Below are 15,743 nucleotides of genomic sequence, written 5' to 3'. Positions count from 1 at the left end.
CGTTGTTTATAAGAATAGCTTTCGAAAGTACTCTTCGTTTGAAGTGATTTCTATAGATCATCCGGGCCATATCGATAGGAAGGCTGTGTTTGAATAAAATAGCCATTTCGTACTTGAGCTACCCAGTTTTGAAATATTTCTCTCCATTCAACACGGTTAAAAAATTCATCAAGCGGCTTTGAAGAATCCCATTCAATGATAAAGAACGGAACTACTGATGGATTCCATACGCCTATACTATTGACACCTGATTCTTTGATAAGAAGTAAAGGCAGGCCTCGTTGGTAACCCATGCTTGGCTCTATTTGTAAAAACGGAGCACCTTCCCATGATGGTGGCGGAGGTGTACCGCCGGGAATATTCGTCATGGTATAATTGGCGAAGACTTGCTGCATATTCACCGCGATCAACCCATAGCTAGAGAGGATCATTCGGCGAACGCTTGTTATCGTTTTATTAGGATATTGCTCTGTATCAGGCAGTGTGCGAGGGAAAAGAAGAGCACGTTCAATTTCATCGATTAAGCGATTAAAAAAACTTGTTTGAGTAGTATTAAGCATAGACGGGTGGCTGAGGAATACAGGGATTTTATAAGCTCTGTCGGCTGTATTTTTTAAAGGGATTTTAGGGAAAGCAGAGGGCGATACTTTATTGTCTCTAAGAGAGTAAGGCTTGTCTACATAATATTTACCATCTTGCGGATTATAATAGGAATAATGTTTTTTAATCGTAATCATCCTTTCTTATTTTTCTCTATATTTTATGCGGATCGACAAAATAAGGATGTATGTTTGTCCAAAGACATTAGGAGCATTTTTACGAGAAAATATACCTATAGTATTATGTGCTAGATTTTGTTTAGATTAGTAGGGGAAAAATAACTTCTTTAAATCCTCAGACAACTACTAAATCACTTTTAGTTTACTAAAAAATTGTAAAACATTTAGAAATCAATTATAGTAATGAGCATTAATACATAAGCACATTATTATCTATCAACTGAAAGGGAGTAGGAGGTATTCATTAATGAGCACAAAATCTATAGATAGTATTGAAAAGGCAGCCCAAATCTTAAAATTATTGGGAGATAAAACAAGGCTTTCGATGGTTAAATTAATAGAGAACAATGAATGCTGTGTTTGTGAGTTCGTAGATATCTATCAAGCTAGCCAACCTTCAATTAGTCAGCATTTACGAAAATTAAGAGATGCTGAACTTGTGAAGGAAAGAAGAAAAGGGCAATGGGTTTTTTATTCTCTTAATAAAGAAAGCCAGTACTATGAGTTTGTTCTGGGCATACTTGAATCTGTACCAAGTCAGGACGAACGTTTAAAAGAGCTGGAAAAACAAGGGCTGCGTATTAGTTGTTGTGAATAATTGGAGGTTTAAAAAGTGGCATCAGTTGTACTAGCATCATTGATTTTTTTAGTAACATTAATTTTTGTCATTTGGCAGCCGAAAAATTTATCAATCGGCTGGTCGGCTTGCGGGGGAGCTATGATTGCTTTACTGGCAGGCGTTGTTGATTTTCAAGACGTTCTTGAGGTAACCAGCATTGTGTGGAATGCGACTCTTACGTTTATTGCTATTATTATTATTTCTTTAATTTTAGATGAAATTGGTTTCTTTGAATGGGCAGCGCTTCATATGGCTAGAGCTGCAGGAGGGAACGGCGTGCGTATGTTTGTTTACGTGTCTCTTCTTGGAGCCGTTGTAGCAGCGCTATTTGCTAATGACGGAGCAGCTTTGATTTTAACACCCATTGTTTTAGCCATGGTTCGGGCATTAAAGTTCGACGATAAAATGGTTTTTCCGTTTATTATCGCAAGTGGATTTATTGCAGATACAACGTCGCTGCCCCTTGTTGTTAGTAACTTAGTGAATATCGTATCAGCCGACTTCTTTGGTATTAGCTTTTCTGAATTTGCATCACGCATGATTGTTCCAGATTTGGTTTCTCTGTTTGCAAGTATTATGGTCTTGTATCTGTATTTCCGCAAAAGAATCCCTAAGAAATACAATGTAGCAGATTTACAGAAGCCAGTGGATGCCATCAAAGATGAAAAGATGTTCCGGCTATCTGGAATTGTCTTAGTTTTGTTAGTACTAGGCTATTTAATTGGAGAATTCTTTAGCGTCCCTGTTTCGATCATCGCAGGTATTATTGCTATCCTATTTTTGATGATGGCAAAAAAAAGCCGAGCGGTTCATACAAAAAAAGTGCTAAAGGGAGCTCCGTGGGCGATTGTCTTTTTCTCTATCGGCATGTATGTCGTTGTATACGGCTTGCGTAATGCTGGTTTAACAGAAATTCTGGCTGACGTGATCCAAGCAACGGCCAGCCACGGACTGTTTGCAGCAACAATTGGTATGGGATTCACTGCGGCTATTCTTTCATCGATTATGAACAATATGCCAACCGTTATGATTGATGCACTAGCAATCGATGCCACACACGCAGCTGAAACAATCAAGGAAGCGTTGATTTATGCAAACGTTATTGGATCGGATTTAGGTCCGAAAATTACCCCGATTGGTTCTTTAGCGACGCTTTTATGGCTTCATGTTCTTTCAACAAAAGGCGTGAAAATTTCGTGGGGAACGTATCTTAAAACGGGTATTATCTTAACGATTCCGACATTGTTTATTACGCTTGTTGGTTTGTATATTTGGTTATTGATTATTTCATAACACGTCCCAAAGGAGATCTGTTTTAGTCGATATGATAATGGCTGTTGCCAGAAAAATTCAGATATGTATCAAAGCTGTAGAAAATGATCTACAGCTTTTTTATTGAAAAGCTATAACGGACAGCGACACGTTTTTAAAATGAGATAGGTATCTCTCATCTAAACTACTTTTCTCCTCATTCATACTCCAACAGCTCTTTCTATGATAAAATAATAAAACTGACTAAGTTTCATATGGAAATTTGAAATGTAAGGTGATTAAATACATGAAGTTAATTATTGCAGAAAAGCCGGATCAAGGGTCAACGCTCGCTTCACAGTTTAAGCCGAAGCGTCACGACGGCTATTTAGAGATTCCACCGAATGAAGTGTTTACAGACGGAGCATATGTAACGTGGGCAGTGGGTCATTTATGTCAGCTTGTAAGTCCGGAAGATTATAAGCCGGAGTGGAAAAAGTGGTCAATTGACACGCTGCCGATGATTCCAGACCGCTTTCAATATGAAGTGACGCGCTCAAAAGCAAAGCAGTTTCAAGTGGTAAAAAAACTGCTTAAAAAGCCGACGGTCACAGAAATTATACATGCGGGAGATGCGGGGCGCGAAGGAGAATTAATCGTTCGTAATATCATTCAGCTGTCAGGTGTGCATAAGCCGATGAAACGATTGTGGATTTCTTCTTTAACGCCAAAAGCCATTTATGATGGGTTTCAACAGTTAAAAGACGAAAGCGACACGCGCAACCTTTATTATGAAGCCTATACAAGAGCATGCGCGGATTGGGTCGTTGGGATGAATGCGTCACGCGTGTATAGCATCTTATTGAAAAAGCATGGGATGTCAGATGTTTTTTCAGCAGGGAGAGTTCAGACTCCAACTCTTGCTTTGATTGTGAAGCGTGAAAAAGAAATTGACAATTTTAAATCAGAGCCTTTTTGGGAAGTGCTTGCTAAGTTTGATATTGAAGGAAAGAAGTATGAAGGCAAATGGCAACAAGACGGAGAATCACGTCTCAAAGAAAAAGAGATGGCATACAAAATTGCTCAGTTTTGCGAAGGAAAAGACGCGGAAGTTCATGAACTCGTAACGGAGCGAAAAGAGTTCCAGCCGCCTTTATTATTTAACTTATCATCACTTCAAGCAACGGCGAATAAAGCGTTTAAGTTTTCTCCTAAAAAGACGCTTGATGTGCTGCAAGGGCTGTATCAGAAAGGAATTGTTTCTTATCCAAGATCAGACTCAAACTACGTAACAGAGGGAGAAGCGGAAACGTTTCCTGAGATTTTAGAAAAGCTGAGTGCTTTTTCTGAATACGAACATTTATTTCCGCTTCCGTACGCTACAATTCTAGGAAATAAACGCTATGTAAATGCAAAAAAAGTGAGCGATCACTATGCGATTATTCCAACGGAACAAGTGAAGGACCCCAGCAAACTGTCAGGAGACGAACAGAAAATTTACGACCTAGTCGTAAGACGTCTAATTGCGGCACACTATGAAAAAGCGATTTTCGACTATACAACGATTACGACACTCGTGGAAAAGCGAGCAGCTTTTATTTCAAAAGGAAAGCAGCAAATTCAAGAAGGCTGGCGCAAAGTAATTTTTCAAAACGAGAAAGACGACGACGTTATTCTTCCGAATGTCCAAGAAGGGGAAGAAGGAAAAGTTGTTAAAGTAGACGTAAAAGAAGGTAAAACACAGCCCCCAAAACGCTACACGGAAGGTCAGTTGATTACGCTGATGAAGACAGCAGGCAAGCATTTGGATAATGATGAGCTGGAGAAAATTTTAGCAAGGTCAGAAGGGTTAGGGACTGAAGCTACGCGTGCGGGAATCATTACAATGCTTAAAGACCGTAAATATATTGATGTGAAAAAAAACCAAGTGTTTGCGACTGATAAAGGAAAGGTATTGATTGACGCGATTGGCGATAAAATTTTAGCTTCACCAGAAATGACGGCTAAGTGGGAGCAGCGTTTAGCTGAAATTGGAGAAGGAGCAGCATCGGCCGCTGCTTTTATGGAACAAACAAAAAAGCTGTCAGCTAAAATTATCGAAGACGCTGTCGAAGCAGAAAGTAAGTGGAACTTCAGCGGATACGACACTGAGTCCATTCAGCGAAAAGGAAAAGGCAAAGGTAAAAGCTTCTCTTCTAAATCATTTGGTTCGTGTAAGGTTTGCGACGGAAAAGTAGTCGATAAAGGTTCATTTTACGGATGCTCAAACTATGCAAAAACCAAATGCACGTTTACCGTATCGAAAAAGATTTTAGGTAAAACAGTCACCCAAGCTAATTTAAAAAAACTGTTAAGCGAAGGACAGACAGATTTGATTGAAGGCTTTAAAAAAGGCGATAAAACCTTTAATGCCAAGTTAGAATGGAAAGAAAATAAAGTACAGTTTTTATTTGAAAAATAGAGGGATAAAAAGCGTTTGCTAAAGAGCAAGCGCTTTTTGCATGCGAAGAAACAGGATTTCTCCAGCTTTTCTAGAAGTTCTTACATAGTTTATTTATGCAAAGGATGAGATTGATGAAACGAACGGGTAAAGGGATGATTCCGTTTTGGGATTATATTGGCATTGAAGAAACGCTGCTTGAAAAAGGATATGCGGAGTTAAAAATTACGATTCAGCCGCAGCTTCTGCAGGGAAGGGGAACGGTTCATGGAGGCGTTATTGCCACGCTTATCGATGCGGCGGTTGGTTCAGCTGTGCGGTCTTCTCTTTCTGAGGCTGAAAGTGCCAGTACAGTTGAATTAAAAGTAAATTACACAAGGCTGGGTATAGGTGAATATTTAGTTGCTAAATCCACACTGTCACATCGCGGCAAAACGCTTGCTGTTGGAGAAGTGAAAATTGAAGACAGCAGCGGCAAGCTTGTTGCGCTTGGCAGTGCAACATATATGATTTTTTCAGCAAAAAAAGCTTAGGATTCTAAGCTTTTTTTGCTGAATGCAGCTGCTGGCTAATGAATGCAATGATCGTTTTATAGTAAGCTTTGGGATGAGGAGCAAATTCACTTTTATGGGCTGTACGGTGAATCGGCTCTTTTTTATTTGTTATCCCTTCAATGATCAGTTCTGTTTGATTTCCAAGCCACAGTTCGCAAAAGTGAGAAAACGGCGCTTTTACAAGCCCTGATACTTCTTCTTGCTGCAACGTAAACGCATTAAGAGGGTGAGAGCTGTAGTATAAAAATACGTGTGCAAACTCTTTGTCAATATAGTGCGGCTCAGATACTTCATATTTAAATACATCTAAAGGAAGCAATTCATCAAACGAAATGTTTACGCCAAGCTCTTCGTGAATTTCTCTTACACCGTCCACAGCGGTTTCTGTATGAAGCAAATGTCCGGCAGCTGTGATATCAAGCGCACCGGGATAATCTTGTTTTTGTTCGCTGCGAATTTGAAAATAAATATAGTCTATATCATTTTCACGGCTGACAAACCAGCAGTGAAACGCTTCGTGCCAATAGCCTTTTTCGTGAACTTCTTTGCGAGACGCTGTTCCTATGCGCTCTTGTTGGTCGTTAAATACGGTTAACACTTCATCGTTCATCATAAAACCCCCATTTGTTTCCTACTTCTTTCTACTCTAACCTGCCATGAAAGTTATGTAAATAATGGAAGGTGAAAATCTGCTTTGATCCATATAAATATGCACAAAATAAAAGATACATCAATTTTAGTAAAGAAGGTGCATGCGTTGAATCATTGGATGGAAGTGGTACTTCGTTCAGTGCTGATTTTACTTGGCTTGTTTTTTATCACAAAGCTGTTGGGGAAAAAACAGTTATCCAAACTTTCTTTTTTTGAATATATCGTTGGCATTACAATTGGAGATATTGCAGGAACAATTTCAATGGATGTAGATTTACAGGCAAGTCACGGGGTAGTCGCAATTTTAGTGTGGGCATCGTTTCTTATTTTTGTATCAAACGTATCGTTAAAAAGTATAAGCTTTCGAAAAGCGGCGGAAGGGACAACAACGATCCTCATTAAAGAAGGAAAAATTCTTGAGGGAAATGTAAAAAAAGAAAAATATACAGTAGATGAGCTCATGGAGCAGCTTCGGAAAAAAGACATCTTTTACGTAGAAGACGTAGCTTTTGCTATGCTCGAAACCAACGGGGAATTAAGCGTGCTGTTAAAAAAAGAAAAGCAAAACGTTACGAGAGAAGATTTATTAATAAAAGGAGAGGCGACACGATTACCTCAAACGATTATCATGGACGGAAATATAATGAAAGAAGCCGTTCATGAGCTGGGATATAGCGTAGCGTGGGTTAAAGAGCAGCTCAAAAAGAAAGGTGCTGCAGTCGATAAGGTATTTTTAGGTCAAGCAGACTCAGCAGGTCATCTGTATCTTGATTATTATGAAGACTAAGGATGGGACAAAAACATTTTCCCCTAAGTGAAAAACGAACCATTAATCAACATGTTTGATTAGTGGTTCGTTTTTTGTGATGTTGAATATAGTTTTATTTGTTTCGTTCCTTCTAGCAGTTGCATGGAAATCAACTGCGGTGTAATAAGCAGTCCAGCTCATGTATCTCATTTGTTCGTCTTTAGGTTGGATTCATTTAGTTATGTTTCAACCTTAGCGTGGATCTACTTCTTGTCCGGATTTTATATCCATTACTTTAAGGTTATTTTGAGGTGCTTTAATATCTTTACTTGCAGGCGCTGCTTTTTTATTTTCCACCCAGTCTACTAACAAATCAAAAGATTGATGGGCATATGGAAGCAGGGGCTGAAGCTCTTGATTTGGATCCGTTTGTTTATTCCATACTAAGCTGTCAACGTGATTTCCGTTTTTAACGGTATAAAGGCGATGAAGATTTGCCTTGCCGGCTTTTTTAACGAGCTTTTCATAGCCTTCCGCGTGAATAGACGGGAAGATAAGTGAGTCGAGAGAGCCAGTCATACTAATAAGAGGCACATCAATATCGCCCGTATTTTCTACTTTTGCTACATTTTCTTTTACGCTTTTTGGACGAGTTTGATAGCGATAATTTTCAAAGATATAATCCCATGAGCGGTCACGTAGACCTGCTGAAGTAAAGTTTAAATAGTTGTGCCAGTTTGTTCTTCCTGGAGCAGTTGGATCAAAGTGATCACGGTAAATGTTTAATGTGACCGCCCAGTACACTTGATCATGATAATTCCATAATTTTTCTGATCCTTTTGGAAGACCTGCTTTATACATTTGTTTAATGGCTTTTTGCTGTTCTTTTCCCGTTCCGTACAGCGCTTCTTCTGCGTTGTTGACAACAGGTGTTAGCGAGCTAATTAAATTGGGCGCTTTTGCACTCCATAATACGCCTTCCCAATCGACGCCTCCATCAAATAAACGAGGCTCTTTTGTTTGCTTTGGATCATCATGTTCAAGTGCGTATCTGACAACGTATCCACCGTTTGAAATGCCAATTGCATACGTCGGTACTTTATGATTGTTTCGAATCAAATCGCTTGCAGGATTTTTTCGATTGGACGGGTTGATTAGCTTGTCTGAATAATGAGTAGTCAAGTATTGCTGGGCAGCTTTTGTCAGTTGACGATAGCGCATATTCCATTCTGCTATGCTGTCGTCATCGTTGGCGAGTGCATTTTTTACTTTAGCAAAAGGATCGTTAAGGTCACTTTCTCCTTGCGTTCCTTTATCGGTGGCTGCAAATGCATAGCCTTTTTTAAGAACGTAATCGCTGAATAATAAATCGGTGGACGTTTCGTTGCGCGTGGCAGGAATGCCGGCTACTACAAGTTTTCCGTTCCAGTTATCAGGAACACGGATGACGAACTGAGCGTCTTCAAAAATGCCATTTACTTGGGTTCCTTTGACCGCAGCGGGCTGATTGATTCGATACCAGCCCGATCCATCTTCAGGTTTCCCCCAGTTATAAGGAGTAAGCCCAATATTGCCATAGAGCGTAGCCTGCTGATATTGAGCGGGGTTTTTAGTGGTGAGCCAATTCCCGTTCGCTCCGTCAAAATAGGTTTCTGCTGACTGATCAGCATTTGGGATTACATCTGTGTTGTTAGAAGCTTCAGCAAGAGATCCTGAAGCTGAAAAACAAAGAGCAGCAGAAAAAGCAAGCGCTATCATTTTTCGTTTCACGTTTCTTCCTCCTCATAAAAATACTACATACCTTTTAAATAAATTCCATAAAAAAGAAAAATGTCCTGTTTTAAAATCAGTTTGGAGGAAAGTTTTTTCATTTGGTTCTAAGCTGTTTGTGTCTAACAAACAGGTAAACTGCATCCAATTCTCTAGTTTCTTTTTAAGCTGCTTATATTATAATGAAACAAGGATTAAAAAAGACAGGGTAAAACAATCGATTAAATAAGTATAAAAGATATGAAGAACGTTTCTATAAAACGTTTATCTTAGAGGGCAAGGGAGTAGGTCTATGAGCAGTTTTAACAGTCAGTTTTTGTATTCCGTTACAATCATTCTATTAGGATACATACTAAAACGAACAAACCTCCTTCAGCAAAAAGACGGGGAAGCTTTAGCCAGAATTATTTTTAATATTACAATGCCTTGCTTGATTATTGTCACATTCAGCAGTATTAAAATTGATGGATCGCTTATCTTACTATTAGTTATTGGAATTGTCTATGGCTTGCTGTTAGCTGCTGTAGGGGTTTTTGTTTTTCGAAAAGATGAGCGAAAAGTGAAAGGCATGCTGACGATGATGATTCCAGGATTTAATATTGGAATGTTTGCTTATCCACTAGTAGAAGGTATCTGGGGAAAAGAAGGGCTTAAATACTTTGGTATGTTTGATGTCGGAAATGCCTTTGTTATTTTTGTTTTATGCTATGTGATTGGCAGCTACTACTCAGGAGATAATATTGACATTGAATTTAAAAAGATTTTATATAAAGTATTAAAATCAATGCCGCTTCTTACCTATGTAATCATTTGTCTTCTTGCGATTATAGGCATTCATTTACCATCATACGTATTAGACGTTTCAGGCATTATCTCGAAAGCGAATATGCCGCTCTCTCTTTTGCTTTTAGGCGTATATTTAAATTTCTCGTTCCAAAAAAGCTACTTGAAAAAAATTATTATGTTTTTAAGTATCCGCTACGTAATCGGACTCGGCGTAGGAATGGCGCTTTTTTTCCTGCTTCCATTTGAAGATATGTTCCGGTATACAATCTTAGTTTGCTTCATTCTACCGGTAGCGGGGTCAGTTTTACCTTACGCAGTAGAATTCAAATACGATCAAAAATTTGTCGGCACCGTGTCAAATATGACGATTCTGCTGAGCTTTTTGCTGCTGTGGGGAATGACAAACATTTTAATGTAAATAGCAAAGGACGCTCACACTTGTGAGCGTCCTTTTTGATGAAAAAAGGATATTCCCAAATAAACAGAGGTAAGCTAGGAGAAGAGAAAATCCATCATACATACAACCTGACGGGAGGAAAAAAAGTGGAGTCCTTAACTTTTGTTTTATTTGGCGCAACGGGTGATTTAGCAAAAAGAAAAATCTTTCCCGCTCTTTATAATTTATTTACAGACAAAAAGTTCCCTGATGCTATTTCTATTATTGGATCGGGGTACGAGCAGATGTCTCATGAGGATTTTAAAGAGCGTGTAAAGCAATCTATAAACGATTTTTCGAGACGGAAAATGGGAGGTAACGAAGAAGATTTTTTGTCTCTGTTTCATTATCAAGCAGTAGACGCAAGCAAAACAGAAGATTACGAACAGCTGCTGAAACTTGTGAATGAGCAAGAAACAACTCATGGAAGTAAAGGAAATCGTTTGTTTTATTTGTCCGTAGCACCCGAATACTTCGATGTAATTGCTCTGCATATAAAAAAAAGCGGCTTGGATCAAACCAGCGGCTGGAAGCGTCTTATGATTGAAAAGCCGTTTGGACATGATCTTGTTTCAGCAAGGGAGCTTAATGAAAAGCTAACCAGTACTTTTAAAGAAGAAGAAATTTATCGAATTGATCATTATTTAGGTAAACCGATGGTGCAAAATTTAGAAGCGCTTGAATTTACGAACCCCGTGCTGCAATCGCTGTGGAATAATAAACACATTGCAAATGTCCAAATTACGGCAAGTGAAACAGTCGGTGTTGAAAATCGTGCAGGGTATTATGATCATACGGGGGCCATACGCGACATGATTCAAAATCATATGCTACAGGTTCTCATGATGACAGCTATGCATCTTCCAAAACGAATTTGCTCAGAAAACATTTTAGAAGAAAAGCAAAAAGTAATGGAGTCACTGAGGAAAATTCAAGCGAAAGAAGTAGCTCGCGATGTTGTACGAGGGCAATACGGAAGCGGAGAAATCGATCACAAATCTGTTAGAGGATACAAAGAAGAGCCTGGCGTAGAAGCAGACTCTAACAATGATACGTTTGTGGCAGCACGTTTATGGATTGATAATCCATTTTGGAAAGGCGTTCCTTTTTATATTCGAACGGGCAAACGAATGAAAGAAAAATCAACTCGCATCGTCGTAGAATTTAAAGATTCTTTAAAAGGTCTGTACGAAACTCCTTATGACAAAGTAGCACCAAACTTATTTATTATTGAAATTAGTCCAAGCGAAAACGTCGCTTTGCAGCTTAACAGCAAAAATCCATTAAAAAATGGTGTTATTGAGCCGGTTCGTATTACGTTTTCAAGAGAAGAAGAAAGTGTACCGGAAGCATATGAACGAATTATTTACGACGCATTAATCGGCGACTCTACATTTTTTGCTCATTGGAAAGAAGTAGAGCTATCTTGGCAGTGGGTGCAGCCTGTATTAGATGCATTTGAAGCTGACATGCTGCCGCTTTATGAATATCCATCGGGTTCACAAGGTCCTGAAGAAGCCCAGGAATTAGTTGAACAAGAAGGCTTTAAGTGGTGGCTCGATGACGATGAACATGGGGAAGCACCTGGAGTGTTTTTGCCTATTTAAAAAAGAGGCTAGGACAAAATTTTTTTCGTTGAAGAAAGATCGGAACGATAAATCGAGATTCTTGATGGAGGCTCTCGATTCATCGTTTGGATCTTTTTATTTATGTATCTCATTTGTTCGTCTTTGGATTGAATGAGTTTAGTTATGTCTCAATCGCTTTTGGTGTTTAATCGTTTTTGTAAATGAACAAGGTCATGATGTAAATGTTTTTGCATATGTTCAACAGCTTTTAAACTGCGTTTTTTCATAAAGGTGAACACTTGCTGATGCTCATCTAAAATCTCAGCAGCGCGTCCTTTACCTTTAAAATTAAGCACCCGACAAAAATAAATCAATACATTTACGCTATCGAGCTGTTTTTTTAGATGTTTATTATGACTGGATTGAAGAATCAGCTGATGAAAATGTTCATTTAGCTCAATAAGTCGAGAATCCTCGGCACCTTGCTTTATTTCCTCAGCGGTTCTATCTAACAGCTGCTCAATGAAAAGAAGCTCTTCATCAGAAGCGCGAGTAATACACAGCTCAATGGCTAAAGACTCTAAAGCCGTACGAATTTGATAAATTTCTTCTACGTCTTCAGGAGACAGGGAATAAACAATAAAGCCTGTTTTTTGCTCTGCAACTAAAAGGCCGTCTTTTTCTAATAAACGCATTGCTTCTCTTATCGGAGAGCGGCTAACCCCAAATGCTTTAGCTAGCTGGGTTTCATTGATTCGCTGGCCCGGTTTATATTCACCGTTCACAATCATTTGCTTAATTTTTTCATAAAATTGAAGATAGTATGGTAACGGCTTATGTAAATCAAAATTGTTCATTGATATACCTCGTTTATTTATAATCATTTATTTCCTAATTATAATACGCTTGTTAATAAGAGTCATAATAATTTTGAATTTTTGAAGAGAATGAATATATTCAGAATTTTCTTGATGAAAGCGTTCTTTTTACGTATAATCAAATAGATAATACCAGTCGACGGTCGACCGATAGGTTTTTTTACATAAAAAGACGCAGGGGGATTTTTGATGAAAACGTTAAAAATAGCGAACATACCAGGAGATGGAGTAGGAAAAGAAGTTGTGCCGGAGGCGGTTAGGGTCCTTCATACGATTGCAGATCTTCACGGGGGGTTAAAATTTGAATTTACAGAATTTCCTTGGAGCTGTGATTATTATTTGAAGTACGGACAGATGATGCCGGAAGATGGGCTAAAGCAGCTTCAACACTTTGACGGAATTTTTTTAGGAGCCGTAGGAAATTTAAATCTTGTGCCAGATCACGTGTCGCTATGGGGTCTGCTCATTAAGATTCGTCGAGAATTTCAGCAGGTAATTAATATTCGTCCAGCCAAGAGGTTAAAAGGCATTGCATCTCCACTAATGAACCCAAACGATTTTGATTTAATTGTTGTTCGTGAAAATAGTGAAGGAGAATACAGTGAAGTAGGAGGCCGGATTTATCAAGGAGAAGATCAAATTTCTATTCAAAATGCGGTTTTTTCTCGAAAAGGAACAGAACGAGCGATGCGCTACGCATTTGAATTAGCTTCTAAAAGAAAAGCAAAAGTTACAAGCGCAACGAAGTCAAATGGAATTGTTCATTCCATGCCGTTTTGGGACGAAGTGTTTCAAGATGTTGCCAAGAGTTATCCTCATATTGAAACAGACTCACAGCACATCGATGCGCTGGCGGCTTTTTTCGTTACAAATCCAAGTCGTTTTGATGTCATTGTGGCAAGCAATTTATTTGGAGATATTTTAACAGATATCGGAGCTGCTATTATGGGAAGTATTGGCGTTGCTCCTGCTGCAAATATTAATGTGAACGGAAAATATCCTTCGATGTTTGAACCGGTACACGGGTCTGCTCCTGATATTGTCGGAAAAGGAATTGCAAACCCAATCGGACAGATTTGGACGGCTAAAATGATGTTGGATCATTTTGGTGAACAAGAAGTAGGCAGTCATTTATTAGAGGTTATCGAGCAAGTGACAGAATCGGGCATCATTACACCAGATGTTGGAGGCAGCGCAACTACTAGTGAAGTAACGGATCAAATTATTTCTCATTTAAAGAAGTGAAGGTTCTAAAAAAGGCTAGGACAAAAGAATATTAGACGAAGTGAAAAACGAACCATTGATCAAAGTGTTTGATTCATGGTTTGTTTTTTTTGTGATAAACGTAGGTCTCATGTGTGTAGGTCTTTCTAGCAGTTGGTTGGAGGGCAAGGCGAAGATTCCCGCGAAAAGCGAAGCCTTGGACGGAAATCAAAATCGATAAATACATGTTGACACTTACATATATGAACCCTATAATAGTTTGAGTTGAGATAATTCGTATACATATTATTTCTAGACTATGATTTAGTTTGTTTTAATAAATAGATACGAATAAACAAATAAAAGGAGGAAAATCATGCAGAAATCGAAATTATGGACAAAAGATTTTTTAGCGGTTTCATTGACCAGCTTTTTTGTTTTTGTCATTTTTTATATGTTAACTGTCACATTGCCGCTGTTTGCAACAGATGAACTTCGTGCAAGTAAACAAAGCCTAGGGCTAATTGTGACAATCTTTTTAGTGTCCGGTATTGTGTTCAGACCGCTAGCCGGTAAGTGGATGACAACATTAGGACAAAAGAAAGTACTATTAATAGGTGTCTTTATTTTTTTAATTGGTTCTATTTTATATATGAATATTCACTCATTATCTGCGCTGCTGCTGCTGCGTGTGCTTCATGGTATTGGTTTTGGAATGAGCACAACTGCTACAGGAGCAATCGTTGCAAATGTAATCCCAGAACAGAGAAAAGGAGAAGGGATGGGGTACTATGCGACGTTTATGAACTTAGCGATGGTAGTAGGTCCGTTTGTAGGCTTAACGTTAACAAATACTTTGAGTCATACAGCGGTCTTTACTGTTGCGGTTGTATCTTCTGTTTTAGCAGTATTATGCAGTCTAGTACTTCGTGTACCTGATGTGCAAGCTTCTTCTGCAACAAATGAAATACAGCCAGCCAAAGGTCTTGCGGCGTTTTTTGAATACCGTTCGATGCCTATTTCTGTTGCTGGCCTTGTGGTAGCTTTTTCATATGCAAGTGTTATTTCGTTTGTGTCTATTTATGCAAAAGAAATGGGCTTTACGCAAGCTTCAAGCTTTTTCTTTGTTGTATACGCGGTGTGCTTATTAGCTTCTAGACCTTTTACTGGAAAATGGTTTGACCAATACGGAGAAAACAGCGTGGTATATCCGTCCATTTTATCTTTAGCTATCGGTATCTTTTTACTTAGCCAAGCGACAACAAGCTGGGTGTTTTTATTAGCTGGAGCATTGATTGGATTAGGCTTTGGAACGATTACATCAAGTTTTCAATCCATTGCTGTAAAAAAAGCTTCTCCTCATCGCCGAGGTGTCGCCACCGCTACGTTTTTTGTGTTTTTTGACTCTGGAATGGGTTTAGGGTCCTTTTTATTAGGCATTTTATCTACAGCAGCCGGGTATAAAGGAATGTATGTCTTCTGTTCCATTGTTGCTCTTTTAGCTATAGCAGTATACCTTGTATTGCACGGCCGAAAAAGCCAGAAACAGCGCATTATTTCTCAAAATGAATCATTAGGAAAATAACATAAATAAAAAAAGGCGTGCTCAAGGGGAGCATGCCTTTTTTATTTATGGAGCTCTAAAGAAAACGGCTGTGAGCATATCGATATAGAAGCCCTCCTGATTTCTTTAGAGATTTCTTTTATTCCACTTCTTCTTTTGTAATCCACTCACTGGACCATGTCTGAATTTCCTGAATTACCGGCGCTAGTGCTAATCCTTTGTCGGATAATGAATACTCGATTCGAACAGGAGTTTCCGGAATAACCGTACGAATGACGATTCCTTCATGCTCTAATTCTTTTAAGCGCTCGGATAAGAGCCTTCCGCTTACTGGAAGTGCTTCTTGCATTTGAGAAAACCGCTGTGAGCCGGAAAGTAGCTGAAAAATGATCAAACTCGTCCAACGTTTCGTTAGTATAGTAACAGCCTTTTCAAAACGTGGGCAGAGTGCTAAACCGTCCATGTTATTACCTCCATTCTCTTCCTATATTATAAA

At 38.8% G+C, this 15,743-nt stretch carries 14 protein-coding genes; 9 read left to right on the top strand and 5 right to left on the bottom strand.

What is annotated here, in order from left to right; all coding sequences use genetic code 11:
* Nucleotides 1-50 precede the first annotated feature (50 nt).
* Nucleotides 51-737: a hypothetical protein gene (locus tag POF52_RS12455; RefSeq protein WP_271992972.1), complete on the bottom strand. Its 687-nt coding sequence runs from the start codon at nt 735-737 to the stop codon at nt 51-53.
* 289 nt (nt 738-1,026) lie between these two features.
* Between POF52_RS12455 and POF52_RS12450 the strand changes: the two genes are divergently transcribed.
* The 4 genes from POF52_RS12450 to POF52_RS12435 all read left to right on the top strand — a co-directional run bounded on the left by POF52_RS12450 (nt 1,027) and on the right by POF52_RS12435 (nt 5,622).
* Nucleotides 1,027-1,377: an ArsR/SmtB family transcription factor gene (locus tag POF52_RS12450; protein WP_013056623.1), complete on the top strand. Its 351-nt coding sequence runs from the start codon at nt 1,027-1,029 to the stop codon at nt 1,375-1,377.
* 15 nt (nt 1,378-1,392) lie between these two features.
* Nucleotides 1,393-2,691 (top strand): arsenic transporter, encoded by a 1,299-nt coding sequence (locus POF52_RS12445; RefSeq protein WP_271992967.1) that lies wholly within the window; start codon nt 1,393-1,395, stop codon nt 2,689-2,691.
* A 265-nt stretch (nt 2,692-2,956) separates the two neighbouring features.
* Nucleotides 2,957-5,110 (top strand): DNA topoisomerase III, encoded by a 2,154-nt coding sequence (locus POF52_RS12440; protein WP_271992965.1) that lies wholly within the window; start codon nt 2,957-2,959, stop codon nt 5,108-5,110.
* Between the two features lie 113 nt (nt 5,111-5,223).
* Nucleotides 5,224-5,622: a PaaI family thioesterase gene (locus tag POF52_RS12435; RefSeq protein ID WP_271992963.1), complete on the top strand. Its 399-nt coding sequence runs from the start codon at nt 5,224-5,226 to the stop codon at nt 5,620-5,622.
* A gap of 4 nt (nt 5,623-5,626) precedes the next feature.
* Here POF52_RS12435 and POF52_RS12430 read toward each other — a convergent pair whose 3' ends face one another.
* The gene (locus POF52_RS12430) at nt 5,627-6,256 is read right to left on the bottom strand and encodes an NUDIX hydrolase (RefSeq protein WP_013056657.1); all 630 of its coding nucleotides are present in this window, start codon (nt 6,254-6,256) and stop codon (nt 5,627-5,629) included.
* Nucleotides 6,257-6,391: 135 nt separating this feature from the next.
* Between POF52_RS12430 and POF52_RS12425 the strand changes: the two genes are divergently transcribed.
* Nucleotides 6,392-7,081: a DUF421 domain-containing protein gene (locus POF52_RS12425; protein WP_271993117.1), complete on the top strand. Its 690-nt coding sequence runs from the start codon at nt 6,392-6,394 to the stop codon at nt 7,079-7,081.
* A 213-nt stretch (nt 7,082-7,294) separates the two neighbouring features.
* On the opposite strand, the gene POF52_RS12420 is transcribed toward POF52_RS12425, so the two are convergent.
* Nucleotides 7,295-8,812, bottom strand: coding sequence for an alpha/beta hydrolase (locus POF52_RS12420; protein WP_271992957.1), 1,518 nt, complete (start codon nt 8,810-8,812; stop codon nt 7,295-7,297).
* Nucleotides 8,813-9,104: 292 nt separating this feature from the next.
* Between POF52_RS12420 and POF52_RS12415 the strand changes: the two genes are divergently transcribed.
* Together POF52_RS12415 and zwf are read left to right on the top strand one after the other, a co-directional pair.
* Nucleotides 9,105-10,016, top strand: a complete 912-nt coding sequence (locus tag POF52_RS12415; RefSeq protein WP_271992955.1) for an AEC family transporter — start codon at nt 9,105-9,107, stop codon at nt 10,014-10,016.
* Nucleotides 10,017-10,141: 125 nt separating this feature from the next.
* Complete coding sequence (gene zwf / locus POF52_RS12410; RefSeq protein WP_271992952.1) at nt 10,142-11,641, top strand: glucose-6-phosphate dehydrogenase; 1,500 nt, start codon at nt 10,142-10,144, stop codon at nt 11,639-11,641.
* 149 nt (nt 11,642-11,790) lie between these two features.
* Here zwf and POF52_RS12405 read toward each other — a convergent pair whose 3' ends face one another.
* Nucleotides 11,791-12,459 carry a GntR family transcriptional regulator gene (locus tag POF52_RS12405; protein ID WP_271992950.1) on the bottom strand — a complete coding sequence of 223 codons (669 nt, stop codon included), beginning with the start codon at nt 12,457-12,459 and terminating at the stop codon, nt 11,791-11,793.
* A gap of 210 nt (nt 12,460-12,669) precedes the next feature.
* On the opposite strand from POF52_RS12405, the gene POF52_RS12400 reads away from it, so the two are divergent.
* Together POF52_RS12400 and POF52_RS12395 are read left to right on the top strand one after the other, a co-directional pair.
* On the top strand, nt 12,670-13,725 hold the full coding sequence (locus POF52_RS12400) for a tartrate dehydrogenase (protein ID WP_016763805.1): 1,056 nt from the start codon (nt 12,670-12,672) through the stop codon (nt 13,723-13,725).
* 334 nt (nt 13,726-14,059) lie between these two features.
* Nucleotides 14,060-15,268 (top strand): MFS transporter, encoded by a 1,209-nt coding sequence (locus POF52_RS12395; protein WP_271992947.1) that lies wholly within the window; start codon nt 14,060-14,062, stop codon nt 15,266-15,268.
* 118 nt (nt 15,269-15,386) lie between these two features.
* Here the strand turns inward: POF52_RS12395 and POF52_RS12390 are convergent, their stop codons facing one another.
* Nucleotides 15,387-15,710, bottom strand: coding sequence for a winged helix-turn-helix transcriptional regulator (locus POF52_RS12390; RefSeq protein ID WP_014460492.1), 324 nt, complete (start codon nt 15,708-15,710; stop codon nt 15,387-15,389).
* Nucleotides 15,711-15,743: the final 33 nt, after the last annotated feature.

It is taken from the genome of Priestia sp. AB (assembly GCF_028369225.1).
Classification (GTDB): domain Bacteria; phylum Bacillota; class Bacilli; order Bacillales; family Bacillaceae_H; genus Priestia; species Priestia megaterium.
Note: the sequence above shows the minus strand (reverse complement) of the source record. Positions and strands in the feature narration are given on the sequence as shown.

Bases quoted from the DNA above. Each gene is read 5' to 3' on its own strand.
- POF52_RS12455 (WP_271992972.1), bottom strand. From the start codon at position 737: ATGATTACGATTAAAAAACATTATTCCTATTATAATCCGCAAGATGGT.
- POF52_RS12450 (WP_013056623.1), top strand. From the start codon at position 1,027: ATGAGCACAAAATCTATAGATAGTATTGAAAAGGCAGCCCAAATCTTA.
- POF52_RS12440 (WP_271992965.1), top strand. From the start codon at position 2,957: ATGAAGTTAATTATTGCAGAAAAGCCGGATCAAGGGTCAACGCTCGCT.
- POF52_RS12435 (WP_271992963.1), top strand. From the start codon at position 5,224: ATGAAACGAACGGGTAAAGGGATGATTCCGTTTTGGGATTATATTGGC.
- POF52_RS12430 (WP_013056657.1), bottom strand. From the start codon at position 6,256: ATGATGAACGATGAAGTGTTAACCGTATTTAACGACCAACAAGAGCGC.
- POF52_RS12415 (WP_271992955.1), top strand. From the start codon at position 9,105: ATGAGCAGTTTTAACAGTCAGTTTTTGTATTCCGTTACAATCATTCTA.
- POF52_RS12405 (WP_271992950.1), bottom strand. From the start codon at position 12,459: ATGAACAATTTTGATTTACATAAGCCGTTACCATACTATCTTCAATTT.
- POF52_RS12400 (WP_016763805.1), top strand. From the start codon at position 12,670: ATGAAAACGTTAAAAATAGCGAACATACCAGGAGATGGAGTAGGAAAA.
- POF52_RS12395 (WP_271992947.1), top strand. From the start codon at position 14,060: ATGCAGAAATCGAAATTATGGACAAAAGATTTTTTAGCGGTTTCATTG.
- POF52_RS12390 (WP_014460492.1), bottom strand. From the start codon at position 15,710: ATGGACGGTTTAGCACTCTGCCCACGTTTTGAAAAGGCTGTTACTATA.